Raw genomic sequence first — 25783 nt, 5'->3', positions numbered from 1 at the left:
GCCTGCCGCGGCGCTACCGAGCCGTCTGCGCGTGGACGTACTCGGCGAGCCGGGTCAGTGCGTCCGGGTCGGTGGTCGGCATGACGCCGTGGCCGAGGTTGAAGATGTGCCCCTCCAGGCCCGCGGCCGCGTCGAGGACCTCGCGGGTCTTGGCCTCGACGGCCTCGGTGCCGGCGAACAGGACGGTCGGGTCGAGGTTGCCCTGGAGCGCCTTCCCGGGGCCGACCCGGCGGACGGCCTCGTCGAGCGGGACGCGGAAGTCGACGCCGACGACGTCCGCGCCGGCGTCGCCCATCAACTTCAGCAGCTCACCCGTGCCGACACCGAAGTGGATGCGCGGGACGCCGTACCCGGCGACGGCCTCGAAGACCTTGGCGGAGGCGGGCAGCACCGAGCGGCGGTAGTCCGCCGGAGCCAGTGCGCCGGCCCAGGAGTCGAACAGCTGGACCGCGCTCGCGCCCGCCTCGATCTGGACCTTCAGGAAGGCGGCCGTGATGTCCGCGAGACGGTCCAGCAGGTCGGCCCAGAGCTCGGGGTCGCCGTACATGATCGCCTTGGCGTTCTCGTACGTGCGTGAGGGGCCGCCCTCGACCAGGTAGCTCGCGAGGGTGAAAGGCGCGCCCGCGAAACCGATCAGGGGGGTCGAGCCGAGCTCGGCGGTCAGCAGACCGATGGCCTCGGTGACGTAGGAGACGTCCTCGGGCGTGAGGTCGCGGAGCTGGGCGAGGTCCGCGCGGGTGCGGATCGGGTGCGCGACGACCGGGCCGACGCCGGGCTTGATGTCGAGGTCCACGCCGATCGCCTTGAGCGGGACGACGATGTCGCTGTAGTAGACGGCCGCGTCCACGCCGTGCCGGCGCACGGGCTGGAGTGTGATCTCGGTGACCAACTCGGGCCGCGTGCAGGACTCCAGCATCGGGATGCCCTCGCGGACCTTGCGGTACTCCGGCAGCGAGCGCCCGGCCTGCCGCATGAACCACACGGGCGTGTGCGGCACCGGCTCGCGCCTGCAGGCCCTGAGGAAGGCGGAATCCTTGACCGCGTCGGACGGGGCTGTCTGCTGCGCCGGGCGCGGGCTCGCGGGGCTCTCTTTGGCACTCACGGGGCAAGTCTCGCACGGCACTGGACCCGGCCCCGACGGCGACCCCGACGCCCGGCAAAAGGGTGTCCCTCCCTGCACAAGGCCCCCGTTCCCCTTAATCTTCCCCGCATGGCTGCGGCTCAGGGACGACTGTCGGACGGCACGGGCGGAATGGACGAGGAGAAGGACACCGAGGAGGGCGAGGGGCATACGAGCAGGTCGGTTCCGCCGCCCTTCCGGGCGGCCGTGGACGCGCTGAGAGCGGCGCGGTTGCGGCCGCAGATCGAGGTGGAGCCGACTCCGGCACCGCAGCGGCTCGCCCCGTACACGTACGCGCTGGAGGCGGCGGTCGTCGACGGCGACCAGGACCTGGCCGACGGCCGGCTGGTGCTGCTGCACGATCCGAAGGGGCACGACGCCTGGCAGGGCACCTTCCGGCTGGTGACGCTGGTGCGCGCGGAACTGGAGCCCGAGATGGCCGCCGATCCGCTGCTGCCCGACGTCTGCTGGTCCTGGCTGACCGGGGCGCTCACCGCGCGCGGTCTGACGTGCGGCGAGCCGAGCGGCACGGTCACCCGGGCGAGCTCCCACTACTTCGGCGGGCTGTCCGAACGTCCGGCCGCCTCGCAGATCGAGATCCGCGCGTCCTGGACACCCCGGGAGGGTCTGGGCGGGGTTCCGGACACCGCGGCCCACCTGGCGTCCTGGTGCGATCTGCTGGCCCAGGTCGCGGGGCTGCCGCCGGCCGGACCGGGCGACGCGTCGGTGGTCACGCTGCCGCAGCGCCGGGACCCGCAGGCCCGCTGAGTCCCCCTCCGCCGCCCGCACCGACCGACGGTCGACCCCCGTCAACCCCTTTACCGATCCCTGTCGACCTCTTTGCCGATCTCTTTGTCGATACGGCCACTTTCGGCCACGTATCGACGAAGAGTGAAACCGTTCGATCTTCGAGTGATCGATCGCGTGTCCGAATTGCACGGATTGTTACTCACTAGATCGTGATCATTCTCTAAAGGCGAACGGGTTTGGTGCCGAAGACGACTGTGACCTTGAAAGCACGATTCGTCCCGGCTTCCTCCCCACAAGCCGGCCCCGTCCCCCACCCAGGAGGCCTGGTGTCCGTTCTCCTCGAGCAGCCCGCAAGCCTGGTCGCCTACCGCCCGAACAAGCCGACCGCCATGGTGGTCGTGGCCGACCCGCGCGTCCGCTCCACCGTCACCCGCCACCTGTGGGCGCTCGGTGTGCGCGACGTCATCGAGGCCTCGTCCGTCGCGGAGGCTCGTCCCCGCATCGGCAACCCCCGCGACATCTGCGTCGCCGACGTCCACCTGCCCGACGGCTCCGGCCTCACCCTCCTGTCCGAGACCCGCGCGGCGGGCTGGCCCAACGGGCTGGCCCTGTCGGCCGCCGACGACATCGGCGCGGTGCGCAACGCGCTCGCCGGCGGAGTCAAGGGCTACGTCGTCACCGGCACCCGTACGAACCTCGGGCTCCCCACCCGACCGGGCGCCGCCCCCATCGGCGCCGCCGCCGCCCGTATGCACCGCCGCCCCCCGGGTGCCCCGAGTCACCCGGGCGGCTACCGCGAACTGTCCGGCCGAGAGGTCGAGGTGCTGCGACTGGTCGCGGAGGGCCAGTCGAACAAGGCGATCGGCGTTTCGATGGGCCTGTCCGCCCTGACCGTCAAGAGCCACCTCGCCCGCATCGCCCGCAAGCTCGGCACGGGTGACCGCGCCGGGATGGTCGCGGTGGCCCTGCGCACCGGGATCATCCACTGACCCACCCAGCCGGAACCTTCACCGCGTCTTTCACCGAGGTGACTGGTTTACGACCCTCAGGCGCCCGCCGACGGAACGTTCCGTCGGCGGGCGCTGTCCATACATGGATACCCTTGACATGTGACCGACGCCCAAGACACCGCAGCAGACATTTCACTGCGAACCACCGGAGGCGCCCCTCCGGACGACGGCGGATCTTCTGTTACGGGGGCGCCGAACTCCGAGCCCGGCCCTGAACCCATCCCCTTGCTGGAACCCCGCGAGGGCATTCCACCGGTGATCGCCGACGACGAGTCGCTCGCGGAGGTGATCGCCGCCTTCGCCGCCGGCTCCGGCCCGGTCGCCGTCGACGCCGAGCGCGCGTCCGGCTACCGCTACGGCCAGCGCGCCTATCTGGTCCAGCTGCGCCGCGAGGGCGCGGGGACCGCGCTGATCGACCCCGTGGCCTGCCCTGACCTGTCGGGTCTGGGCGAGGCGCTCTCCGGGGTGGAGTGGGTGCTGCACGCCGCCACCCAGGACCTGCCGTGCCTGCGGGAGATAGGCATGGTCCCCACCCGTCTGTTCGACACCGAGCTGGCCGGCCGGCTCGCCGGGTTCCCCCGGGTGGGCCTCGGCGCGATGGTCGAGGGCGTGCTGGGCTTCGTCCTGGAGAAGGGCCACTCGGCCGTCGACTGGTCGACCCGGCCGCTGCCCGAGCCGTGGCTGCGCTACGCGGCACTGGATGTGGAGCTGCTCGTCGACCTGCGGGACGCGCTGGAGAAGGAACTGGACCGGCAGGGCAAGCTGGAGTGGGCGCAGCAGGAGTTCGACGCCATCGCGTCGGCCCCGCCGCCGGAGCCGCGCAAGGACCCCTGGCGGCGGACCTCCGGGATGCACAAGGTGCGGCGGCGTCGGCAGCTCGCGGTGGTGCGTGAGCTGTGGCAGACGCGGGACCGCAACGCCCAGCGGCGGGACGTGTCGCCGGGCAAGGTGCTGTCCGACGCGGCCATCGTGGAGGCGGCGCTCGCCGTTCCGGCCAATGTGCACGCGCTCGCCGCGTTGAACGGGTTCGGCCACCGGATGGGCCGGCGGCAGTTGGAGCAGTGGCAGGCGGCCGTCGACCGGGCCAAGGCGATGTCCGACGCCCAGCTTCCGCAGCCGGGACAGCCGGTGACGGGGCCGCCGCCGCCGCGTGCCTGGGCCGACAAGGATCCCGCCGCCGCGGCTCGGTTGTCGGCGGCCCGGACGGCCGTCTCGGCGCTGGCCGAACAGCTCACCATGCCGCAGGAGAACCTGATCACGCCGGACACCGTGCGACGGGTCTGCTGGGAGCCGCCCGCCGTGGTCGACGCGCAGTCCGTGGCGGCCGCGCTGGCGGGGCTGGGGGCCCGGCCGTGGCAGGTGGAACAGGTGACGCCGGTTCTGGTGGCCGCGTTGTCCGAGTAGGGCCTGTCGCGGGCGCGCTCACCTCGTCGCTCCTCGCATGAAGCCGTTGTAGATGAAGCGTTGCAGGCTCAGGAAGACGATCAGGGTCGGCAGGATCACCAGGACCGCTCCTGCCGAGATCGTCTCCCAGTGGGCGGCGTAGGGGCCCTTGAAGCGGAACAGCGACGTCGAAATCACGCCAAGATCCTCCGAGGGCATGTAGAGGAAGGGGATGTAGAAGTCGTTGTAGACGGTGATCCCCTTCACGATCACGACCGTCGCGACGGCCGGCCTGAGCAGCGGGAAGATGACCTTGCGGTAGATCGTGAAGGCACCCGCGCCGTCCAGGCGGGCCGCCTCGTCCAGGGAGATCGGGATGGACCGCACGAACTGCAGGAAGATGTAGATCGAGACGATGTCGGTGCCCATGTAGAGGACGATCGGCGCCCACAGCGAGTCGAACATCCCGAGGCTGTTGACGATCTGGAAGGTGGCGACCTGGGTGGTGACGCCCGGGACCAGCGCGGCGACCAGGAAGAGCGCGACCACCAGTTTCCTGAAGCGGAACGTGAAGCGGTCGATGGCGTAGGCCGTCATCGAGCCGATGAGGACGGTGCCGCCGATGGAGAACAGCAGGATGACGGCGGTGTTGCCGAACGCCGACAGCATCTCGCCGCCCTCGAACGCCGACACGTAGTTGTGGAAGTTGAGCGGGTCGTCCGGGAGCGACAGCGCACCGTCGCCCCGGGCCATCTCCGTCTCGGACTTCAGGGACGTCAGCAGGACGACCCCGAGCGGGAGCAGGACCACCAGCGTGGCGCCGATCAGCGAGAGGTACACGAGCGTCCGGGCCACGGCACGACGTGTCATACGAGGTCCACCCTGTCGTCGGGGACGAGGCGCCGCTGTACCCAGGTGACCAGCAGGATGATCAGCAGCAGCACGATCGCGGCCGCCGAGGCGAGCCCCGTCTTGTTGAAGCGGAAGGCCAGGTTCAGCGTCTGGATCACGAAGGTCTCGGTGCCGGTCGCCCCGCCGGTCATGATGTACGGGATCTCGAAGGCCGACAGCGAGCCGGAGATCGACAGGATCACCGTGAGGGTGACCACGGGTTTGATGCCGGGCGCGATGATGTGCCGGAACTGGTGCCAGCGGCCCGCGCCGTCCAGTTCCGCGGCCTCGTACAGTTCCCCCGGGATGGACTGGATCGCGCCGAGGAACAGGACGAAGTTCACGCCCAGGTAGCGCCAGACCGAGACGCCGGCCAGCGAGGTGTTCGCCGAGACCGGGGTGCCGAGCCAGGAGTGGTCGGAGTGGTACCCGAACAGGCTCAGCACCGAGTCGAGGGTGCCGCCGTCCTGGAAGAAGTAGAGGAACACGAAGCCGATCGCGACCCCGTTGATCAGGTACGGGAAGAAGAGCACGCCCTTGAAGAAGTTCCGGAAGCGGACGTCGAAGCTCAGGATCGTCGCGAAGTAGAGCGCGGCGACGATCTGCACCACGGAGGCGGCGAGGTAGTAGCCGCTGACGAAGAAGACCCGGAAGAGGTCCTCCCTGGTGAAGATCTCGGTGTAGTTCCCGACGCCCGTGTAGTGCAGTTCAGGGCTCACACCGTCCCAGTCGGTGAGGCTGTACGCGGCCATGTTGGCGATCGGCGCGTAGGTGAAGGTGATCAGCAGGGCGAGCGGGACGATCAGGAAGAGCCAGGGGGTGAGGCCCCGCCGCAGCCGCGCCCGGCGTGGGGTGGAGGCCGGGACGGGGGCGGCGGGTGCCACGCCCGCCCCGGCCCGTACGGCCGTCTTCTCGGTGACGTCCGCCATCAGGACCCCGAGGTCTTCTGCGCCTTGGTCCAGCGTTCACTGAGGTCGGCGAAGAAGTCGTCGAGGCTGCCCTTGCGGGCGCCGCGGGCGAGGTCGACGAGGTTCTGCCGGTACTCGGGGGCGTAGATGCCGGTCTCCGACTGGTTGTCGATGTTCTTGACCTGGGCGCCCTTGCTGTCGTCCACCTCGATGAACTTCACGCCGGCGTCCTCGTAGGGCTTCATCACGGCGGGCAGCGGGGCGTTCTTGAGCGGGGAGATGGCCAGGTTGTCCTGGGCGTAGGTCGACTTGTCGGTGAACCAGTCGATCCAGGCGCGGGCCGCGTCCTTGTGCTTCGAGTGGACGTTGACGGCCTGGTTGTAGTCGGGGCTGATCACCGCGCAGAACTTGCCGTCCACCTGGGAGGGGAAGGGCATGAAGCCGATGTCGTCGGGGTTCACGCCGGCCTTCTTCGCGGCGTCCTTGAACTGGACGATCGCCCAGGTGCCGAGCCACTGGGTGGCGATCTCGCCCTTCGCCAGCCTGGGCTTGGACTCCTCCCAGTTGCTGGTCGTCGGGTCCTTCTCGATCAGCCCGGACTTCACGGTGTCGTACAGCAGGGTGTCGCCCACGCGCAGGTCGGCGCCCTTCGCCCACGGGTCGCCCTCGGCCAGCTTGTCGGTCGCCTGGGTGTCGCAGTGGACCGAGCCATTGACGTACGTCCACGAGGTCAGCGTCCAGCCGGCCGCGAAGTTGGTGTAGTACGGGACGGCGTCGGTCTTGGACTTGATGGCCTTGAGGTCGGTGAGGAACTCGGCCGGGGTGGTGGGCCAGTCGGTGACCCCGGCCTCCTTCCAGATCCGCTTGTTGTAGACGAACCCGGGGCTCACCCCGACCGGGGTCTGTCCGTAGACCTTGCCGTCGACGGTGGTGAAGTCGGTGAAGCGGTACTTCTTGCCCCGCTCCTGACGGGTCCCCAGCGAGGCGAAGAACTTCGGGTAGTCGCTCTTCTTGATCACCGCGGGGATCAGCAGCACATCGCCGTAGTTCTCCGTGTTCATGCGGATCTTGACTTCGGACTCGTAGTTCGTGAGGGCCTCGAACTCGACCTTGACCTTCGGATAGGTCTTGTTGAACTCGGCGGCGTACTTCTTCATCGTGCCGTCCTGCACCAGGTCGGTTCGCACGGTGAGGACCTTGATGGTTCCGGTGACCTTCGACGGGTCGTCGGGCGCCTTGGCGTCGGCGCCCTTCGACGTGCCTCCGGTCCCGGTGCAGCCGGGGACCAGCAGGGCGGCCGCGACGACCATGGCGAGGATGTGACGGCGGTTCATGTGCATCAGCTCCGTTCACGGGTTCACGGGACGGACGAGCACGTACGAGATGGCTGATTCGGCACTCTGACAGCGCTTTCTCAACCGGTAAAGTCCCATTCCCGCCAACGATGACCACGTGGCGCTCGATGCTGGGGTAGACCGGTTTAGGGAGTGCGCATGCTGGAGGCCACACCGCTCACCGAGGGCTGGATCCTGAAGCACGAGGGGGGTGAGCTCCCGGCCTCGGTGCCAGGGTGTGTGCACACCGATCTGCTGGCGGCGGGGGTGATCCCGGACCCCTTTGTCGGGCAGGGCGAGCGTGAGGTCGCGTGGGTGGGGCGACGGGAGTGGACGTACGAGACCGACCTCGCGACCTCGGACGGGCACGAGCAGACCGACCTGGTCTTCGACGGCCTCGACACCGTCGCCGAGGTGCTGCTCGACGGCCGGCTCCTCGGCCGGACCCGGAACATGCACCGCTCGTACCGCTTCGACGTGACCGGGCTCGGCGGCCGGCTGTCGGTGCGGTTCGGGTCCGCGTACGCCGAGGCGGAGGCCGTGCGCGGGAAGCTGGGCGAGCGGCCCGCCGCCTACGCCGAGCCCTACCAGTACCTGCGCAAGATGGCCTGCTCCTTCGGCTGGGACTGGGGGCCGACGCTGGTGACGGCCGGGATCTGGCGGCCGGTGCGGCTGGAGCGCTGGTCGACGGCCCGCCTCGCGCGGGTGCGCCCGCTGGTGACCGTCGAGGACGGCTCGGGGCGGGTCGAGGTGCGGGTGGACGTCGAGCGGTCCCGGGTCGAGGCACGGCTCGCGGTGGAGGCGACGGTCGGCGGGGTGCGGGCGCGCGCGGAGATCGACGGGACGAGCGGGACGGTACGGGTCGAGGTTCCTGACGTACGACTGTGGTGGCCGCGCGGCTACGGCGAACAGCCGCTGTACGACGTCGAGTTGACGCTCCTGCACGAGGACCGACCGCTGGACGTGTGGCGGCGTCGGGTCGGGTTCAGGACCGTCGAACTGGACCGCGGCCCCGACGCGCACGGCACCGGGTTCACCTTCGTGGTCAACCGGGAGCGGCTGTTCGCGCGGGGCGTGAACTGGATCCCGGACGACGTGTTCCCGTCCCGGATCGGACCGGACCGCTACCGGCGGCGGCTGCGGCAGGCGGCCGACGCCGGGGTGGACCTGGTGCGGGTGTGGGGCGGCGGGATCTACGAGAGCGAGGACTTCTACGACGCCTGCGACGAACTCGGTCTGCTGGTCTGGCAGGACTTCCCGTTCGCCTGCGCGGCCTACCCGGAGGAGCAGCCGCTGCGCGGCGAGGTGGAGGCCGAGGCCCGGGAGAACGTCGTACGGCTGATGCCGCACCCCTCGCTGGTGCTGTGGAACGGCAACAACGAGAACCTGTGGGGGTTCCGGGACTGGGGCTGGGAGCGGCGGCTGGCCTCGGACTCCTGGGGCGAGGGGTACTACCTGGGCGTACTGCCGCGGGTGGTGGCCGAGTTGGATCCGACCCGGCCGTACGCGGCGGGCAGCCCCTGGTCCGGGTCCTGGGAGCACCACCCGAACGACCCGGCGCACGGCACGCACCACTCCTGGGAGGTGTGGAACCGGGAGGACTACGCGGACTACCGGGCGAACGTGCCGCGTTTCGTGGCCGAGTTCGGCTGGCAGGCGCCGCCCGCGTACGCCACGCTGCGCCGCGCACTGCCGGGTGAGGTGCTCGCCCCCGACTCCCCCGGGATGCTGCACCACCAGAAGGCCGATGACGGCAACGGCAAGCTGGAGCGCGGCCTTGCCCGTCATTTCGCCCTGCCCGAGGGGAACTTCGACCGCTGGCACTACCTCACGCAGATCAACCAGGCCCGTGCGGTCGCCACCGGGATCGAGCACTGGCGGGCGCACTGGCCGGTGTGCGCGGGCACCGTGGTCTGGCAGCTCAACGACTGCTGGCCGGTGACGTCGTGGGCGGCGATCGACGGGGACGGCCGTGAGAAGCCGCTGTACCACGAGTTGCGGCGGCTGTACGCGGACCGGCTGCTCACCCTCCAGGTGCGGGAGGGCGGGCTGGTGTCGGCGGCCGTCAACCAGTCGGCGCGGGTGTGGTCCGGCACGCTGGCCCTGCGGCGGATGTCCGTCGAGGGGCTGGTGATCGGTTCGGCGAACGTGAGCTTCACGGCCGGGGCGCGGTCGGTGGCCGACTTCGCGGTGCCGAGGGAGCTGGTGCCGGTGGGCCCGAAGGAGTTCCTGGTCGCGGACGCAGGGGGGTCCAGCCGCCCGGGCGAGGTCGGGAGCGGGGACGAGGGCGGGGAAGGGCTGCGTGCCCTGCACTTCCCGGCCGCGGACCGCGACATCCCCTATCCCCGGCCCCGGTTCGAGGTCGCGCTGGTGCCGGGCGGGATCGAGGTGACGGCGCGCACCCTGCTGCGTGATCTGCTGCTCCAGGCCGACCGGCTGGATCCGGCGGCGCGGGCCGACCGGGGGCGCCTGACGCTGCTGCCCGGGGAACGGGTGACCATCGGTGTGCGGGGCTGGAAGAGCCGGGACGACCAGGATGCCGCCGCCGTCCGCACAGCCCTGTACTGCATGGAGCCCCACCGATGACAGCCCAGCCGCCCTCGCGCGTCACCATCAAGGACGTCGCCGCGCGCGCCGGTGTGTCCAAGGGGGCGGTGTCCCTCGCCTTCAACCACAAGCCGGGGTTGTCGGAGGCGACCCGGGACCGGATCTTCGAGGCGGCGCGGGAGCTGGGCTGGGCGCCGAGCCCGACCGCCCGGACGCTGGCCGGTTCGCGGGTGGACGTGGTGGGGCTGGCGATCTGCCGGCCCGCCCGGCAGCTCGGCCTGGAGCCCTTCTACATGGATTTCGTGTCGGGGGTGGAGAGCGTCCTGATCGAGCGTTCCTGCTCGTTGCTGCTGCGGCTGGTGCGGAGCGTGGAGGAGGAGGTCGGGATCCAGGAGACCTGGTGGCGGGGGCGGCAGATCGGCGGTTCCATCCTCGTCGACTTCCGCGCGGACGATCCTCGGGTGGCCGCGGTCAAGCGGCTCGGGATGCCGGCGGTCGCCGTCGGGCACCCCTCGCTGACCGGTGGCCTCACCTCCGTGTGGACCGAGGACGCCACCGCCGTGACGGAGGCGGTGCGCTATCTCGCCGCGCTCGGGCACCGGCGGATCGCCCGGGTCGGGGGCGCGGCGGCCCTCGGGCACACCTCCATGCGTACCGCCGCCTTCGACGAGGCGGCCCGGGCGCTGGAGCTGGCCGGGGCGTGGCAGGTGGCCACGGACTACTCCGGGGAGGCGGGGGCGCGGGCGACGCGGTCGCTGCTGACGGCGGCGCCCCGGGACCGGCCGACCGCCATCGTGTACGACAACGACATCATGGCCGTGGCGGGGCTCTCGGTGGCCGCCGAGATGGGGCTGGGTGTGCCCGACGACGTCTCCCTGCTCGCCTGGGACGACTCCCAGCTGTGCCGACTCACGCATCCGACGCTCTCCGCGATGAGCCATGACGTGCACGGCTTCGGGGCGGAGGCGGCCCGGACCCTGTTCGGAGTAATCACGAAAGAGGGCCCCGGGTCGCATCCGGTGCCCACTCCGGTCCTGACTCCACGGGGCTCGACGGCGCCCGCGAAGGTGTGACCTTCACCGCTTGAGCCGGGGGGACTGTGCAGCTACGTTACTCATAAGTAGCATGGGTGCTGAGCGCGCGCTCAGCGCATCGCAGCAGTGCAGATCCCGCACCCTGGAGGAGAGCCATCGTGCCTCGTACCGTCAAGGACGTCGTCTTCGTCGACGGCGTCCGCACCCCGTTCGGCAAGGCGGGCCCGAAGGGCATCTACCACGAGACCCGGGCCGACGACCTCGTCGTGAAGGCGATCCGGGAGCTGCTGCGCCGCAACCCCGGTCTCGACCCCAAGAAGATCGACGAGGTCGCCATCGCCGCGACCACCCAGATCGGTGACCAGGGCCTGACGCTGGGCCGCACGGCCGGGATCCTCGCCGGGCTCCCCCAGTCGGTGCCGGGCTACTCGATCGACCGTATGTGCGCCGGTGCGCTCACGGCCGTCACCACCACCGCGGGTTCCATCGCGTTCGGCGCCTACGACGCCGTCATCGCCGGTGGCGTGGAGCACATGGGCCGCCACCCGATGGGCGAGGGCGTGGACCCGAACCCGCGCTTCGTCAGCGAGAAGCTGGTCGACGAGTCCGCCCTGTTCATGGGCATGACCGCGGAGAACCTGCACGACCGCTACCCGACGATCACCAAGCAGCGCGCGGACGAGTACGCGGTGCGTTCGCAGGAGAAGGCCGCGAAGGCGTACGCCAACGGCAAGATCCAGGCGGACCTGGTGCCGATCTCGGTGCGCCGCACCAACGCAGAGGCCGGTGAGACGGGCTGGGGCCTGGTCACCGCCGACGAGCCGATGCGGCCGGGCACCACCCTGGAGAACCTCTCCGGCCTCAAGACCCCGTTCCGCGTGCACGGCCGGGTCACCGCCGGTAACGCGGCCGGCCTGAACGACGGCGCGACCGCCTCGATCATCGCCAGCGAGGACTTCGCCCGCGAGCACAACCTGCCGGTCAAGATGCGCCTGGTCTCCTACGCCTTCGCGGGCGTCGAGCCGGAGGTCATGGGCTACGGCCCGATCCCGGCCACCGAGAAGGCCCTCGCCCAGGCCGGTCTGTCGATCGAGGACATCAACCTCTTCGAGATCAACGAGGCCTTCGCGGTCCAGGTCCTCGCCTTCCTGGAGCACTACGGCATCGCCGACGACGACGCCCGCGTCAACCAGTACGGCGGCGCCATCGCGTACGGCCACCCGCTGGCCTCCTCCGGCGTCCGTCTGATGACGCAGCTGGCCCGCCAGTTCGAGGAGCAGCCGGAGGTCCGTTACGGCCTCACCACCATGTGCGTCGGCTTCGGCATGGGCGCGACGGTCATCTGGGAGAACCCGCACCACAAGGACGCCGGAGGCGACAAGTGAGCACCACTGAACTCCTGAAGGGCGCGGCCGAGCTGTTCCCCGACGAGGTCGTGACCTCGGCGCACGTACGCCACCTCGACCTGCCGTTCGGCGCCGGGCGCTTCGCGCTCATCACGCTGGACAACGGCTTCGACCACACCAAGCCGACCACCTTCGGCCCGGCGTCGCTGGCGAACCTCGACACCGCCATCGACCAGGTCGAGAAGGAGGCCGCGGCCGGCGAGATCGTCGGTGTCGGCATCACCGGCAAGCCGTTCATCTTCGCCGTCGGCGCCGACCTCAAGGGCGTCGAGCTGCTGAAGGAGCACAAGGACGCGCTGGCCATCGGCCAGGGCGGCCACGAGGTCTTCAAGCGCCTGGCCGGCATCGCCGTCCCGACCTTCGCGTACTACAACGGCGCGGCGATGGGCGGCGGCGTCGAGGTCGGTCTGCACTGCGCGTACCGGACCGTCTCCAAGGCGCTCCCGGCGTTCTCCCTGCCCGAGGTCTTCCTCGGCCTGGTCCCCGGCTGGGGCGGCTGCACGCTGCTGCCGAACCTGATCGGCGCCGACAAGGCCGTCTCGGTGATCATCGAGAACTCGCTCAACCAGAACAAGCAGCTCAAGGGGCAGCAGGTCTTCGACCTCGGTATCGCCGACGCGATCTTCGAGGGCGCCGACTTCCTGGAGCAGTCGCTGATCTGGACCGCCCAGGTCCTCAAGGGTGACGTCGAGGTCGAGCGCCCGGTGATCGACCGTGGCGAGGCCTGGGACCAGGCCGTGGCCAAGGGCCGCTTCATCGCCGACAGCAAGGTGCACGGGGCAGCTCCGGCCGCCTACCGCGCCCTCGACATCATCGCCGCCGCCAAGAACGGCGACCTCCAGCAGGGGTACGACGCCGAGGACAAGGCTCTCGCCGACCTGATCATGGGCGGCGAACTGCGGTCCGGCATCTACGCGTTCAACCTGGTGCAGAAGCGCGGCAAGCGTCCGGCCGGCGCCCCGGACAAGAACCTGGCCCGCCCGGTCACCAAGGTCGGCGTCGTGGGCGCGGGCCTGATGGCCTCGCAGCTCGCGCTGCTGTTCCTGCGTCGCCTCGAGGTACCGGTCGTACTGACCGACATCGACCAGGAGCGCGTCGACAAGGGTGTGGGCTACGTCCACGCCGAGATCGACAAGCTGCTCGGCAAGGGCCGCATCAACCAGGACAAGGCCAACCGCCTCAAGGCTCTGGTCTCCGGTGTGCTGGACAAGGCCGAGGGCTTCGCGGACGCGGACTTCATCATCGAGGCCGTGTTCGAGGAGATCGGCGTCAAGCAGCAGGTGTTCGCGGAGGTCGAGGCGGTCGCCCCGGCACACGCCATCCTCGCCACCAACACCTCCTCGCTGTCGGTCACCGAGATGGCGTCGAAGCTGAAGAACCCCGAGCGGGTCGTCGGCTTCCACTTCTTCAACCCGGTCGCGATCCTCCCGCTGCTCGAGATCGTCCGCGGCGAGCAGACCGACGAGGCCTCGCTGGCCACCGCGTTCGGTGTCGCCAAGAAGCTGAAGAAGACGGCGGTTCTGGTGAAGGACGCCCCGGCGTTCGTCGTCAACCGCATCCTGACCCGCTTCATGGGCGAGATCCAGAACGTCATCGACGAGGGCACCCCGGTCGAGGTCGCCGAGAAGGCCGTCGAGCCGCTCGGCCTGCCGATGTCCCCGCTGGTGCTCCTGGAGCTGGTCGGCCCGGCGATCGGTCTGCATGTGTCCGAGACCCTCAACGGCGCCTTCCCGGACCGCTTCAAGGTCTCCCCGAACCTCGCCGCCGTCGTCAAGGCCGGCAAGCGCGGCTTCTACGTCTACGACAGCGGCAAGCCGGAGCTCGACCCGGAGGTCGCCGCGCTGCTGAAGCAGGGCGACACCGTCCTCACCGAGGAGCAGGTCCGCGAGCGGGTCCTGGACGCGGTGGCGCAGGAGATCGGGCTGATGCTCGACGAGGGCGTCGTCGCCGAGGCCCAGGACATCGACCTCTGCCTGATCACGGGCGCCGGCTGGCCCTTCCACCTGGGCGGCATCACGCCGTACCTGGACCGCGAGGGTGTCTCCGAGCGCGTCAACGGCAAGACCTTCCTGGCCCCGGGCGTGGCGAGCGTCCCGGCGTAACGCGGTACCCCTGAGGGGGGGGTGGGGCGCATGGTGACGATCCATGCGTTCCACCCCCTTTTGGCATGCCTCGACGGATAGGGGCTGGGCGGGGGCCTCAGACCGGTCGCCAGGCCTCCAGAGCCAGGCCGGGCTCGTCCTTGCGCCGGGTCAGCAACAGACGTCCGGTGGACGGGGAGAGGGTGGCCGCGACCACCCGGTCGTCCTCGTCCACGGCCAGCGACACCACGGAGTCCAGGGGGAGTTGGGGCCCCGACTCGGTCCACCAGGCGCCGGCCGACTCCAGCTCGGTGGGGTACGCGGCGAAGGCGACCCGGCCGCCGGCGGAGCGCTGGGCGAGCAAGGTGCAGTCGTGTCCGTCGAGTTCGCAGCGCACGGCGGCGACCGGGCCGGGGCCCGCGGAGGCGAGCAGGGTGACGGGCTTGGCGCCCGGACGCCAGACACACAGGTCCCCGGAGGCGTCGGTGAAGAAGAGCGTGCTGCTGTCCGGGGAGGTGGCGAGCGCGCGCAGGGTGCCGGGACGGACCGGGGCCTCGACCGTCTCGTCCAGGACCGGCGCGGCGCCCGCCTCCTCCTGACGCCAGTGCAGGATCTGGCCGGACGTGGCCGCGTACAGCTCGACGCGTCCCGACTCCCCGGTCACGGCCGCCAACCCGTCCTGCGTGTCATGCCCCTTGAGGTCGCGCCAGGGGTTCCAGCCCCCCTTCTCCTTCTGCGCCACCATGCTCACCCCGCCGCCCTTGTTGCGGACGAAGACATGGGCGCGGCCCTCGCTGTCGACGGCGACGGCGGGCTCGCCAGTGCGCTCGCCCGTCTTGTCGGGGTGCCCGATCGCACTCCAGTCGAGGGCCGCCAGCCGGGGCCGGAAGTGGGTGGAGTGCACCAGGGCGGACTGGCCGGGCTTGGTGGTCCGCCAGGCGGCCAGATGGGCGTAGCCGTCGCCGCCCTGCCCGACCGCGAGCACACCCTGCACTTTCTGCTCGCCGCCCACCCGGCGGGGAGCGTCCCACAGGCCGCCCGGGCCGCGCTCGGCCCGGCACAGGACGGCGTCATCCACGGGCAGGTACACACTGAGCCGGCCGTCACGGCCGCGTATGAGCCAGTCGCCGTTCACCGGTTCACTCTAAGCGAGGCGGGCGACCGCGCGCGTTCCGGCCCCTGGCCGACGCCCCCCCCCAGCGGGCTGTCGTCACCGTGAGGGGGCAGGCTGGTGTACAGCGAGAACCGCCGTACGAGAACAGGAAGTCGACGTCATGACCGACACGATCACCGTGAGCGTCCTGGGCACCGGGATCATGGGAGCGGCGATGGCCCGCAACCTGGCCCGCGCGGGGCACACCGTCCGGGCCTGGAACCGCACCCGCGACAAGGCCGAACCGCTCGGCGCCGACGGCATCACCGTCACCGACACCCCGGCCGAGGCGGTGGAGGGCGCCGATGTCGTCCTCACCATGCTGTACGACGGTCCCGCCACCCTCGACGTGATGCGGCAGGCCGCGTCCGGCCTGCGCCCGGGGGCCGCCTGGGTCCAGTCGACGACCGCGGGCATCGAGGTGATCGACGAGCTGGCCGACTTCGCCCGCGCGCACCGGCTGGTCTTCTTCGACGCGCCGGTGCTGGGCACCCGGCAGCCCGCCGAGGCCGGACAGCTGCTCGTCCTGGCCGCCGGGCCCGCCGGGAGCCGCGACGCGGTGGCTCCCGTCCTGGACGCGGTCGGCGCCCGCACCGTGTGGACCGGCGAGGACGGCGCCGAGGGCAGCGCGACCCGGCTGAAGCTGGTGGCCAACAGCTGGGTCATCGCCGCCACCGCGGCCGCCGGTGAGGTGCTGGCCCTGTCCCAGGCGCTCGGCGTGGACCCGCAGAGCTTCTTCGAGGCCATCGCGGGCGGCCCGCTCGACATGGGCTATCTGCGGGCCAAGACCCAGCTCGTGCTCGACGACCGGCTCACTCCCGCCCAGTTCGCGGTGGCCACGGCCGTCAAGGACGCCCGGCTCATCGTCCGGGCGGGCGAGCTGAGCGGCGTACGCCTCGACGTGGCCGCCGCGAGCGCGGAGCGGCTGGAGCGGGCCGCCGCGCAGGGGCACGCCGACGAGGACATGGTCGCCGCCTACTTCGCCAGCTTCGACGAGAAGCCTCAGCACTGAGGGGTGGCGGCGTGCGGCGTGGCACCCTGGCCGCATGGACGACAACGCCCCGCTGCTGGTGATCGTGGACGCCGCGAACGTCGTCGGGTCGGTGCCCGACGGTTGGTGGCGGGACCGGCGAGGGGCCGCGGAACGGCTGCGGGACCGCCTGGCGGCGGACGGGGTGCCGGGGCGTGACGGCCCCGTGGAGATCGTTCTGGTGGTCGAGGGCGCGGCGCGGGGGGTGGAGCCGGTGCCGGGCGTGCGGGTGGAGGCGGCGCCCGGCAGCGGGGACGACCACATGGTCGAGCTGGTGGCGCGGGCGGCCGGGCGGGCCGTGCTCGTCGTCACGGCGGATCGTGAACTCAGGCGCAGGGTGGGCGAGTTGGGGGCGGAGGTGACCGGTCCACGCACGGTCAGACCATCCTGACCGGGCACACCGGGACCGCCGCCCCCTCCCTCCCTGGGGTGTCGGCTACGGCGCCGCGGTCGGTTCCGCCGTGCCGTGCGGCGGGTCCGCCGACTGGTCGGCGTCGTCCCGCTGTTGCCGTCCGAGGCGGCTGTGGCCGCGGCCGTAGAGGAAGTACACGACGAAGCCGATGGCCATCCAGATGCCGAAGCGCAGCCAGGTCTCGGCCGGCAGGTTGAGCATCAGCCACAGGGACGCGAGCACCGACACGATCGGCAGCACCGGCACCAGCGGGGTGTGGAAGGCGCGGGGCAGGTCGGGGCGGGTCCGGCGGAGGATGAGCACGCCGATGGCGACCACGATGAACGCGAACAGCGTGCCGATGTTCACCAGTTCGGCGAGCTCGCTCAGGCTGGTGAAGCCGGCCAGGATCGCGATGATCACGCCGAGCAGGATGGTCGGGCGGTGCGGGGTCTTGAACCGCGGGTGGACGTGGGAGAAGAAGCGGGGCAGCAGCCCGTCACGGCTCATCGCGAAGAAGACCCGGGTCTGGCCGAGCAGCAGGATCATGCAGACCGTCGTCAGACCGACCGCGGCACCGAAGCTGATGATGCCCGCGAACCAGGGATGCCCGGTGGCCTTGAACGCGTCGGCGAGCGGGGCGTCCACCGACAGCTTGGTGTAGTGCTGCATGCCGGTCACCACGATCGACACCAGGACGTACAGCGTGGTGCAGATCAGCAGCGAGCCGAGGATGCCGCGTGGCATGTCGCGCTGCGGGTTGCGGGTCTCCTCGGCGGCCGTGGCCACCACGTCGAACCCGATGAAAGCGAAGAAGACGACGGAGGCGGCGGTGAAGATGCCCATCAGGCCGAAGTTGGACGGGGCCCAGCCGACCATCAGCTGGATGAGCGGGGCCTTGAGCCCGCTGCCCGCCTCCACGGCCTGCTCCTTGGGGACGAACGGGTGGTAGTTGTCGCCCTTGATGAGGAAGGCGCCCGCGACGATCACGATCAGGACGACGGTCACCTTGATGGCGACCACGACGGCGGTGAAGCGCGCGGAGAGCTTCGTGCCGACCACGAGGATGCCGGTGAGGACCAGGACGAGGGCGGCGGCGAGGATGTCGAAGCCGAAGCCGTGGGCTCCCTCCCTGCCGCTGAGCGCCGCCGGCAGGTGCCAGCCCGCGTTGTCCAGCAGTGAGGCGATGTAGCCGGACCAGCCGACGGCGACCACCGCGGTGCCGAGCGCGAACTCCAGGACCAGGTCCCAGCCGATGATCCAGGCGGGCAGTTCACCGAGTGAGGCGTAGGAGAAGGTGTACGCGGAGCCCGCCACCGGGACGGTGGAGGCGAACTCGGCGTAGCAGAGCGCGGCGAGCGCGCAGACGACACCGGCCACGACGAAGGCCAGGGCGGTGGCGGGACCGGCGTTGTTCTTGGCCACCGTGCCGGTCAGGACGAAGATGCCGGTGCCGATGATGACACCGACGCCGAAGACGGTCAGGTCCAGCGCGGAGAGGGACTTCTTCAGCGCGTGCTCGGGTTCCTCGGTGTCGAGGATGGACTGTTCGACCTTCTTCGTCCGGAAGAGGGTACTGCTCATGGGTACCTCCCACGCTGTGTCGCCCCGACATGATCGGGAGGGGCGTAGTGCGTATGCCCCGGCGCGGGTATTTTCACGCGAACGGGCCGGTCATACCACTGTCAGGACAAGAGTGGGATGACCGGCCCGTTCGGCAGGTCAGTCGCGGGCGGGCTCGACCGGTTCGACCTCGGCCGCCGTGCTGCCGATGGCGCTCCCCCCGCTCGTGCGGAGCCGGGAGTGGGGGATGCCGTCCAGCTTCGAGACCAGGCCGGTGACCTGGCGGGCGATGTCGGGCGCGGTCAGCCCGATCTCCGCCATGACCTCGGCGCGGGAGGCGTGGTCGAGGAAGCGGGGCGGGATGCCGAAGTCGCGCAGCGGCACGTCGACGCCCGCGTCCCGCAGGGCCTGCGCGATCGTCGAGCCGACGCCGCCGACGCGGGAGTTGTCCTCGACGGTGACGACCACACGGTGCCGCTCGGCGAGCGGGGCCATGGCCTCGTCGACGGGCTTGACCCAGCGCGGGTCGACGACGGTGGTGGAGATCCCCTGCTTGTCGAGCAGGTTCGCGATCTCCAGGCACATCGGCGCGAGGGCGCCGACCGAGACGAGCAGGACGTCCGGGGTGTCGGTGCCCGGTTCGCGCAGCACGTCCATGCCTCCGACGCGTCCCACGGCCGGTACGGCGGGGCCGACGGCGCCCTTGGAGAAGCGGACCACGGTCGGCGCGTCGTCGACGGCGACGGCCTCCCGGAGTTGGGCGCGGACCTGGTCGGCGTCGCGCGGGGCGGACAGCCTGAGGCCCGGCACGACCTGGAGGATCGACATGTCCCACATGCCGTTGTGGGAGGCGCCGTCGGTGCCGGTGACGCCGGCCCGGTCCAGGACGAAGGTCACACCGCACTGGTGGAGGGCGACGTCCATCAGGACCTGGTCGAAGGCACGGTTGAGGAAGGTGGCGTACACCGCGAACACCGGGTGCACCCCGCCCGCGGCCAGCCCCGCGGCGGACACGGCGGCATGCTGTTCCGCGATGCCGACGTCGTAGATGCGGTCCGGGAAGGCGTCCGCGAACTTCTTCAGGCCGACGGGCTGCAGCATCGCCGCGGTGATCGCGACGATGTCCTCGCGCTCCTTGCCGAGCTGGACCATCTCGTCGCCGAAGACGGAGGTCCAGTCGGCGCCCGAGGCCTTGATCGGCAGGCCGGTGTCCGGGTGGATGGGGCCGATGCCGTGGAAGCGGTCGGCCTCGTCCTGGAGGGCGGGCTGGTAGCCGCGGCCCTTCTCGGTGAGGCAGTGCACGATGACGGGCCCGCCGAAGCGCTTGGCGCGGGCCAGCGCGGACTCCAGGGCCTCGATGTCGTGGCCGTCGATCGGGCCGACGTACTTCAGGCCGAGGTCCTCGAACATGCCCTGGGGCGCGATGAAGTCCTTGAGGCCCTTCTTGGCGCCGTGGAGGGTCTCGTACAGGGGCCTGCCGAGGACCGGGGTGCGCTCCAGGAGGTCCTTGCCGCGGGCCAGGAAGCGTTCGTACCCGTCGGTGGTCCGCAGCGTCGCGAGGTGGTTGGCGAGGCCGCCGATGGTCGGCGCGTACGACCGTTCGTTGTCGTTGACGACGATGACCAGCGGACGGTCCCCGTCGGCGATGTTGTTGAGCGCTTCCCAGGCCATGCCGCCGGTGAGGGCGCCGTCGCCGATCACGGCGACCACGTGGTCCTCGCGGTCGAGGATCTGGTTGGCCTTGGCGATGCCGTCGGCCCAGCCGAGGACCGTGGAGGCGTGGCTGTTCTCGATGACGTCGTGCTCGGACTCGGCCTGCGAGGGGTAGCCCGACAGACCGCCCTTCATCTTCAGCCTGGAGAAGTCCTGACGGCCGGTGAGCAGCTTGTGCACGTACGACTGGTGTCCGGTGTCCCAGAGGACCTTGTCCTTGGGTGATTCGAACACGCGGTGCAGGGCGATGGTGAGCTCGACCACACCGAGGTTGGGGCCGAGATGGCCGCCGGTCTTGGAGACGGCGTCGACGAGGAAGGTCCGGATCTCCTCGGCCAGCTGGTCCAGCTGCTCCAGGCTGAGCCGGTCCAGATCGCGCGGTCCCCTGATGCGGGTCAGCAGCGGCACCCGTACCTCCTTGCAAGTAGAGCTGATCGAGCTGTTGCCGGGCTCGTCGAGTCTAATGTTCCGGCTGTGCGGCGGACGCCCGGGCGGTGCGTGATAGGTCACGCGATCGGCTGTAGCTGTACCCAAGATCTGCCGTTCCTACGACATGACTGTGCCCGGCACCATCGCGGGCGCCGGGCACAGCAGTTCGTGCGGTTACGCGCGACCCGCGGTCTTCTGTGTCTTGCGGGTGATCGAGTCGATCACGACGGTGGTCAGCAGAACCGCCGCGGTGATCATGTACTTGACCGGCTCGGCGATGGACTCCAGCTGGAGGCCGTACTGGATCGAGACGATGACCAGCACACCGAGGAGCGCGTTCCAGGTCCGGCCACGCCCACCGAACAGCGAGGTGCCGCCGATGACGGCCGCGGCGATCGCGTTCATCAGCAGGTCACCGGTGCCGGCGCTCTGGTTGGCCGACGCGATCTTCGACGCCAGGAACAGGCCGCCGACCGCCGCGAGACCGCCGGAGACGGCGAAGACCGAGATCCGGACCGCGGTGACGTTGATGCCGGCACGCCGGGACGCCTCGACGCTGCCGCCGAGCGCGAAGATCTTGCGACCGTAGGCGGTGCGCCGCAGCAGGAAGTCGGTCGCGATCAGGAACACCAGGAAGACCACCGTGGCCAGCGGCAGACCCTTGTACTGGTTGTACATGTAGGCCGCGGCGAAGGCGATGACGGCCAGCAGCACGGTCCGCAGGACCGTGTCGCTGAGCGGCCGGGACGGGACGCCCGCGGCCTCCCGGCGCCGGTTGCCGAGGAACGAGGTGAGGAAGAACACCGCGACCACGACCGCGGCCAGCGCGTACGCGGCGGCCACGTCCGTGAAGAAGTACGTGGTCAGCTTGCCGATCAGGCCGTCGCTGTCGAGGTTGATCGTGCCGTTCTCGCCCAGGATCTTGAGCATGAAGCCCAGCCAGAACAGCAGACCGGCCAGGGTCACCGCGAAGGCGGGAGCGCCCAGGACGGCGAAGAAGAATCCGTGCGCCGCGCCGATGGCGGCGCCCGCGGCCACGGCGACGAGCACCGCAAGCCACTCGGGCCAGCCCTGGTTGACCGCCAGGACGGCCGCGATGGCGCTGGCGGCGCCACTGACCGAGCCGACCGACAGGTCGATCTCGCCGAGCAGCAGCACGAAGACGATGCCGACGGAGATCATGCCCGTGCCGACCATGGTGACGGTGATGTCGCTCAGGTTCTGCGCGGACAGGAAGTTGGAGTTCAGGCTCTGGAAGACGACGCAGATGACGATCAGGCCGATGACGACCGGGATCGAGCCGAGCTCGCCGGTCTTCATCTTGCGCTTGAACTCACCGAGGTAGCCCTTCAGGCCCTGCTCCCGGACGAGGAGCCGGGGGTCGACCGCGGTCACCGCGGCCGCGGCGGCATCGGGGTTGTCGACGGCGACGTCGGTCTTCGATGTCGCGGAGGTCTTGTCGATACTCACTTGGAAACCTCCCCGTTCGTGCTGGTCGTGCGGGCCGCACGACGGGTCACGGCGTTCTCGGTGGCGCCGGTGATGGCGGAGATGATCTCCTCCTGCGAGGTCGTCTTGACCTCGAAGACACCGTTGTTGCGCCCCAGGCGCAGCACGGCGACCTTGTCCGCCACCGCCTTGACGTCGGCCATGTTGTGGCTGATGAGGATCACCGCGTGGCCGCGCTCGCGCAGCCGCTCCACGAGGTCGAGGACCTGCGCGGTCTGCTCGACACCGAGGGCGGCGGTGGGCTCGTCCAGGATGACCAGCTTGGGCTCGCCGAGCATGGAGCGGGCGATGGCCACCGTCTGGCGCTGACCGCCGGACAGCGAGGCGATCGGGATACGGACGCTCGGGATACGGATGGACAGCGTGCGCAGCAGCTCCTGCGAGCGTCGCTCCATCTCGACCTCGTCGAGCACGCCCCACTTCCGCAGCTCACGGCCGAGGAAGAGGTTGCCGACGACATCGATGTTGTCGCACAGCGCGAGGTCCTGGTAGACCGTCGCGATGCCCAGGGCCTGGGCGTCGTGCGGCCGGTTGATCTGGACGGACCTGCCGTCCCACTCGATGGCACCCTCGTCGATGGGGTGCACGCCGGCGATCGTCTTGACCAGCGTGGATTTTCCGGCGCCGTTGTCGCCCACCAGGGCGACCACTTCACCGGCGTGGACCTCAAGCTCTACGTCGGTGAGCGCCTGAACGGCACCGAACCGCTTGGAGACCCCGCGCAACGCCAGCACGGGCGTAGCGGACACGTGAACCATCTCCTTCGCCGCCTGACCCGGCGGGAGGTTGTGCAGAAAGAAGTCTGGGGGATGTTCCGTCCGGCGCCCCGCGACGAGCTTGCGGGGCTGTCTGATGTGCGGGGCGCCGGCGGAGCCTGGGGAGCAGCCGTGTCCCCACGGAAGATTCCGGTACGGGGGCTCGCGGTCGAACTCCCGTACGCGGAAGGGGACTTGAGGCTGCTTACTTGATGCCGAGCTCGTCGCAGGCGGCCTTGTACTTACCGGTGCAGATCTCGGCGGCGGTGTAGAAGCCTTCCTTGATGACCGTGTCGTTGACGTTGTCCTTGGTCAGCGAGACGACCGGGACCAGGACGGACGGGACGTCCTTGACGCTGTCGCTGGAGGCCTTGTCCTTGGCGATGGAGCCCAGGCTCTCGCCCTTGGCCAGCGCGACGGCCATCTCGCCGGCGACGCTCGCCTCGGTCGGGTAGGACTTGAACACGCTCATGTACTGGTCGCCGACGATGACCCGCTGGACGGCGGAGAGCTCGGCGTCCTGGCCGGTGACGGGGACCTTGAGTCCGGCGGCCTTGAGGGCGGTGATGATACCGCCGGCCATGCCGTCGTTGGCGGAGTAGACGCCCGCGATGTTCTTGCCGCCGACCGCGGAGATCGCCGCCTCCATCTCGGAGTTGGCGTTGTCCGGCGACCACTCCTTGGTGTCGTACTCCTTGGCGACGGTGACCTTGCCGTCCAGGGCGGCGTGCGCGCCCGCCTTGAACTGGGCGGCGTTCGGGTCGGTGACCGCCCCGTTGACCATGACGATCTTGGAGGACTTGGTGGCCTTGGCGCCCAGGGCCTTCAGCAGGGCCTCGCCCTGGGCCTTGCCGACCTCGGTGTTGTCGAACGAGGTGTAGGCGCTGATCGGGCCCTCGGCGAGGCGGTCGTAGGCGACGACCTTGATGCCCTGGTCCACGGCCTTCTGGACGGAGTTCTTGATGGCCTTCGCGTCCACGGCGTCCACGATGAGCACGTCCACCTTGTTGGTGATCATCGTGTCGACCTGCTGGGACTGCAGGCTCGCGTCCTGCCGGGCGTTGTTGTACAAGAACTGCGCCTTGTTGTCCGTGAGCTCCTTGATCTTCTTCTCGATCAGGGGCTTGTCGAACTTCTCGTACCGCGCGGTCTTGTTCTCCGGAAGGAGCAGACCCACCTTGATGTTGTCGCCCTTGGACGGGGAGCCGGAGGACTCGGCCTTGCCCCCGGACTCCTTGGCGCTGCCACAGGCGGCCAGTGAGACCGCCATGGCACTGGCGGCGACAGCAACGGCGGCACGACGCATACGCGTATTCACTTCAGAAACCTCCCTGACGAGGCCGCGTCATTGCGGCCGAGGTGGCTGGAAGTCAACTCGGCCACACGTGCGACGTCAAGAAGTAAATCCTTAACGGGTTGGCAACGGTGCCATCCGTTCTCTAAGTGAAGGCGGGCGTCGCCGCATGCAGCGTGCCGTCCAAAAGGGTCGAATCACCCATCTCACTGAGCGCGAGGGCGAGCGCTCCGAGCACTTCGGCACGACCACCGAGGGCCCCCGGGAGAACGGAGAGCTGGCGTGCCGCACTGGGGATCGCATAGCGGCCCACGGACTCCCTGATCGGCCCGAGCACCAGCTCACCGGCCTCGGCGAGATCACCGCCCAGGACGACCCGGCTCGGGTTCAGAAGATTGCAGAGGTTGGCGACTCCACTGCCGATATGGCGGCCGACGTCGGCGATCACCCGACGGCAGCCAGGGTCCCCGTCCCGCGCCAGGCGCACTACGCCTTCCATCGTCAGATCGGTGCCGTGGCTGGACTGGAGCAGCGGCAGCACATAGCGCGCGGCGGCGAAGGTCTCCAGGCAGCCCCGGTTTCCGCAACGGCAGACCGGGCCGGACTCGTCCAGTGTAATATGCCCGATTTCTCCTGCGGTGCCGCCGGGACCCCGGTAGATCTTCCCGCTGATCACCAGGCCCGCGCCGACACCGCTCGCGACCTTGATGTAGGCCAGGTCGCGCACCCCCCGCCCACTCCCCCAGACCAGCTCGCCCAGGGCACCGAGGTTGGCGTCGTTGTCCACGTGGACGGGGACGCCGAGCCGGCCGCGCATCTCCTCCGCGGGCCGGGTGCCGGACCAGCCGGGCAGGATGGCGGTCGAGCCGAGGGTGCCGGACTCCACGTCGATCGGGCCGGGTACGCCGAGCCCCACGCCGGCGATCTTGGAGCGGTCCACTCCGGTGGCCTCGATCAGCCGGGTGACCAGCTGTTCCGCCCGGTCGAACCCCTGCGCCGAGGAGGCGTCCACATCCAGCGGCTCGGACTCCTCGGCCAGCACCTGATGGGCCAGGTTCCCGACCGCCACCCGCAGATGGGTGTGCCCGAAGTCGACCCCTATGACGATGCCGGCGTCCCCGCTCAGGGAGACGCTGCGGGCCCTGCGGCCGCCCGCCGAGGTGGGCGTGACCTCGACGGTTCCGCCGTCCTTGAGTTCGCGCACGATGTTGGAGACGGTCGCAGCCGACAGGCCCGTCGTCCGTGCGATCTCCGCCTGCGTGAGCGACCCGGCCAGCCGCACGGCTCGTACGACCCGCTCCAGGTTGGCTCGGTGCAGCGACGACTGCGACCCCGGAGTCTCCACGACGACCTCCTGCGCGCGGGGCCGCTTCAATGAGGCCCCGTCTATGTCCAACTAGTGAACTCTAAGCTGACGCGTTCGGGTCGCCTCCCGTCAAGAGGTTGAACCGCATCCGGATTCTTGAACACGCAAGCGAACGC

The 25783-nt window shown here is 70.2% G+C and carries 20 protein-coding genes; 9 read left to right on the top strand and 11 right to left on the bottom strand.

What is annotated here, in order from left to right; translation table 11 throughout:
• Positions 1–13: 13 nt before the first annotated feature.
• Complete coding sequence (hemE, locus tag ACFYRY_RS27485; protein ID WP_389151006.1) at positions 14–1102, bottom strand: uroporphyrinogen decarboxylase; 1089 nt, start codon at positions 1100–1102, stop codon at positions 14–16.
• Between the two features lie 108 nt (positions 1103–1210).
• On the opposite strand from hemE, the gene ACFYRY_RS27480 reads away from it, so the two are divergent.
• The 3 genes from ACFYRY_RS27480 (at position 1211) to ACFYRY_RS27470 (ending at position 4284) form a co-directional block, all read left to right on the top strand.
• Positions 1211–1888, top strand: coding sequence for a DUF3000 domain-containing protein (locus ACFYRY_RS27480; protein ID WP_389151003.1), 678 nt, complete (start codon positions 1211–1213; stop codon positions 1886–1888).
• Between the two features lie 308 nt (positions 1889–2196).
• Positions 2197–2859, top strand: coding sequence for a response regulator transcription factor (locus ACFYRY_RS27475; RefSeq protein WP_123992183.1), 663 nt, complete (start codon positions 2197–2199; stop codon positions 2857–2859).
• Positions 2860–2979: 120 nt separating this feature from the next.
• Positions 2980–4284 carry a ribonuclease D gene (locus tag ACFYRY_RS27470; protein ID WP_389151000.1) on the top strand — a complete coding sequence of 435 codons (1305 nt, stop codon included), beginning with the start codon at positions 2980–2982 and terminating at the stop codon, positions 4282–4284.
• Between the two features lie 18 nt (positions 4285–4302).
• Here the strand turns inward: ACFYRY_RS27470 and ACFYRY_RS27465 are convergent, their stop codons facing one another.
• Genes ACFYRY_RS27465 through ACFYRY_RS27455 form a run of 3 tightly spaced genes read right to left on the bottom strand, consistent with a single transcriptional unit; the run spans position 4303 to position 7396 of the window.
• Entirely contained in the window at positions 4303–5133 is an 831-nt protein-coding gene (locus tag ACFYRY_RS27465) for a carbohydrate ABC transporter permease (RefSeq protein ID WP_389150997.1), read from the bottom strand.
• The gene (locus ACFYRY_RS27460; RefSeq protein WP_389150994.1) at positions 5130–6083 is read right to left on the bottom strand and encodes a carbohydrate ABC transporter permease; all 954 of its coding nucleotides are present in this window, start codon (positions 6081–6083) and stop codon (positions 5130–5132) included. The genes ACFYRY_RS27465 and ACFYRY_RS27460 overlap by 4 nt, the downstream gene beginning before the upstream one ends.
• Entirely contained in the window at positions 6083–7396 is a 1314-nt protein-coding gene (locus ACFYRY_RS27455) for an extracellular solute-binding protein (protein ID WP_389150992.1), read from the bottom strand. The genes ACFYRY_RS27460 and ACFYRY_RS27455 overlap by 1 nt, the downstream gene beginning before the upstream one ends.
• Positions 7397–7555: 159 nt before the next feature.
• On the opposite strand from ACFYRY_RS27455, the gene ACFYRY_RS27450 reads away from it, so the two are divergent.
• The 4 genes from ACFYRY_RS27450 (at position 7556) to ACFYRY_RS27435 (ending at position 14485) form a co-directional block, all read left to right on the top strand.
• Positions 7556–9982 (top strand): glycoside hydrolase family 2 protein, encoded by a 2427-nt coding sequence (locus tag ACFYRY_RS27450; protein ID WP_389150989.1) that lies wholly within the window; start codon positions 7556–7558, stop codon positions 9980–9982.
• Positions 9979–11016, top strand: a complete 1038-nt coding sequence (locus tag ACFYRY_RS27445) for a LacI family DNA-binding transcriptional regulator (protein WP_389150986.1) — start codon at positions 9979–9981, stop codon at positions 11014–11016. The genes ACFYRY_RS27450 and ACFYRY_RS27445 overlap by 4 nt, the downstream gene beginning before the upstream one ends.
• A gap of 119 nt (positions 11017–11135) precedes the next feature.
• Positions 11136–12362: a thiolase family protein gene (locus ACFYRY_RS27440; RefSeq protein ID WP_389150983.1), complete on the top strand. Its 1227-nt coding sequence runs from the start codon at positions 11136–11138 to the stop codon at positions 12360–12362.
• Positions 12359–14485, top strand: coding sequence for a 3-hydroxyacyl-CoA dehydrogenase NAD-binding domain-containing protein (locus tag ACFYRY_RS27435; protein WP_389150980.1), 2127 nt, complete (start codon positions 12359–12361; stop codon positions 14483–14485). Before ACFYRY_RS27440 ends, ACFYRY_RS27435 begins: the two co-directional genes overlap by 4 nt.
• Positions 14486–14582: 97 nt before the next feature.
• Here the strand turns inward: ACFYRY_RS27435 and ACFYRY_RS27430 are convergent, their stop codons facing one another.
• The gene (locus ACFYRY_RS27430) at positions 14583–15599 is read right to left on the bottom strand and encodes a hypothetical protein (protein ID WP_389150977.1); all 1017 of its coding nucleotides are present in this window, start codon (positions 15597–15599) and stop codon (positions 14583–14585) included.
• A 139-nt stretch (positions 15600–15738) separates the two neighbouring features.
• Here ACFYRY_RS27430 and ACFYRY_RS27425 point away from each other — a divergent pair, with 139 nt between their 5' ends.
• Both ACFYRY_RS27425 and ACFYRY_RS27420 read left to right on the top strand, forming a co-directional pair.
• The gene (locus tag ACFYRY_RS27425; protein WP_389150974.1) at positions 15739–16629 is read left to right on the top strand and encodes an NAD(P)-dependent oxidoreductase; all 891 of its coding nucleotides are present in this window, start codon (positions 15739–15741) and stop codon (positions 16627–16629) included.
• A 34-nt stretch (positions 16630–16663) separates the two neighbouring features.
• On the top strand, positions 16664–17038 hold the full coding sequence (locus ACFYRY_RS27420) for an NTP pyrophosphohydrolase (RefSeq protein WP_389150971.1): 375 nt from the start codon (positions 16664–16666) through the stop codon (positions 17036–17038).
• Positions 17039–17083: 45 nt separating this feature from the next.
• Here ACFYRY_RS27420 and ACFYRY_RS27415 read toward each other — a convergent pair whose 3' ends face one another.
• The 6 genes from ACFYRY_RS27415 to ACFYRY_RS27390 form a co-directional block, all read right to left on the bottom strand.
• Positions 17084–18622, bottom strand: a complete 1539-nt coding sequence (locus tag ACFYRY_RS27415; protein WP_389150968.1) for an amino acid permease — start codon at positions 18620–18622, stop codon at positions 17084–17086.
• A gap of 138 nt (positions 18623–18760) precedes the next feature.
• On the bottom strand, positions 18761–20722 hold the full coding sequence (gene dxs, locus ACFYRY_RS27410; RefSeq protein WP_389151650.1) for a 1-deoxy-D-xylulose-5-phosphate synthase: 1962 nt from the start codon (positions 20720–20722) through the stop codon (positions 18761–18763).
• Between the two features lie 195 nt (positions 20723–20917).
• Complete coding sequence (locus ACFYRY_RS27405) at positions 20918–22213, bottom strand: sugar ABC transporter permease (RefSeq protein WP_389150965.1); 1296 nt, start codon at positions 22211–22213, stop codon at positions 20918–20920.
• Positions 22210–23010 (bottom strand): ATP-binding cassette domain-containing protein, encoded by an 801-nt coding sequence (locus ACFYRY_RS27400; RefSeq protein WP_389150962.1) that lies wholly within the window; start codon positions 23008–23010, stop codon positions 22210–22212. The genes ACFYRY_RS27405 and ACFYRY_RS27400 overlap by 4 nt, the downstream gene beginning before the upstream one ends.
• 202 nt (positions 23011–23212) lie before the next feature.
• Complete coding sequence (locus tag ACFYRY_RS27395) at positions 23213–24313, bottom strand: substrate-binding domain-containing protein (protein WP_389151647.1); 1101 nt, start codon at positions 24311–24313, stop codon at positions 23213–23215.
• A gap of 133 nt (positions 24314–24446) precedes the next feature.
• Positions 24447–25646, bottom strand: a complete 1200-nt coding sequence (locus tag ACFYRY_RS27390; RefSeq protein ID WP_356763429.1) for an ROK family transcriptional regulator — start codon at positions 25644–25646, stop codon at positions 24447–24449.
• Positions 25647–25783 lie beyond the last annotated feature (137 nt).

It is taken from the genome of Streptomyces sp. NPDC005263, from assembly GCF_042872365.1.
GTDB lineage: Bacteria > Actinomycetota > Actinomycetes > Streptomycetales > Streptomycetaceae > Streptomyces.
The sequence above is the reverse complement of the archived record's forward strand: the minus strand, read 5'-3'. Positions and strand labels throughout refer to the sequence as shown.

Coding starts and splice junctions, on each gene's coding strand:
- ACFYRY_RS27480 (WP_389151003.1), top strand. CDS start 1,211: ATGGCTGCGGCTCAGGGACGACTGTCGGACGGCACGGGCGGAATGGAC.
- ACFYRY_RS27465 (WP_389150997.1), bottom strand. CDS start 5,133: ATGACACGTCGTGCCGTGGCCCGGACGCTCGTGTACCTCTCGCTGATC.
- ACFYRY_RS27460 (WP_389150994.1), bottom strand. CDS start 6,083: ATGGCGGACGTCACCGAGAAGACGGCCGTACGGGCCGGGGCGGGCGTG.
- ACFYRY_RS27455 (WP_389150992.1), bottom strand. CDS start 7,396: ATGAACCGCCGTCACATCCTCGCCATGGTCGTCGCGGCCGCCCTGCTG.
- ACFYRY_RS27450 (WP_389150989.1), top strand. CDS start 7,556: ATGCTGGAGGCCACACCGCTCACCGAGGGCTGGATCCTGAAGCACGAG.
- ACFYRY_RS27445 (WP_389150986.1), top strand. CDS start 9,979: ATGACAGCCCAGCCGCCCTCGCGCGTCACCATCAAGGACGTCGCCGCG.
- ACFYRY_RS27425 (WP_389150974.1), top strand. CDS start 15,739: ATGACCGACACGATCACCGTGAGCGTCCTGGGCACCGGGATCATGGGA.
- ACFYRY_RS27420 (WP_389150971.1), top strand. CDS start 16,664: ATGGACGACAACGCCCCGCTGCTGGTGATCGTGGACGCCGCGAACGTC.
- ACFYRY_RS27415 (WP_389150968.1), bottom strand. CDS start 18,622: ATGAGCAGTACCCTCTTCCGGACGAAGAAGGTCGAACAGTCCATCCTC.
- ACFYRY_RS27400 (WP_389150962.1), bottom strand. CDS start 23,010: ATGGTTCACGTGTCCGCTACGCCCGTGCTGGCGTTGCGCGGGGTCTCC.
- ACFYRY_RS27395 (WP_389151647.1), bottom strand. CDS start 24,313: ATGCGTCGTGCCGCCGTTGCTGTCGCCGCCAGTGCCATGGCGGTCTCA.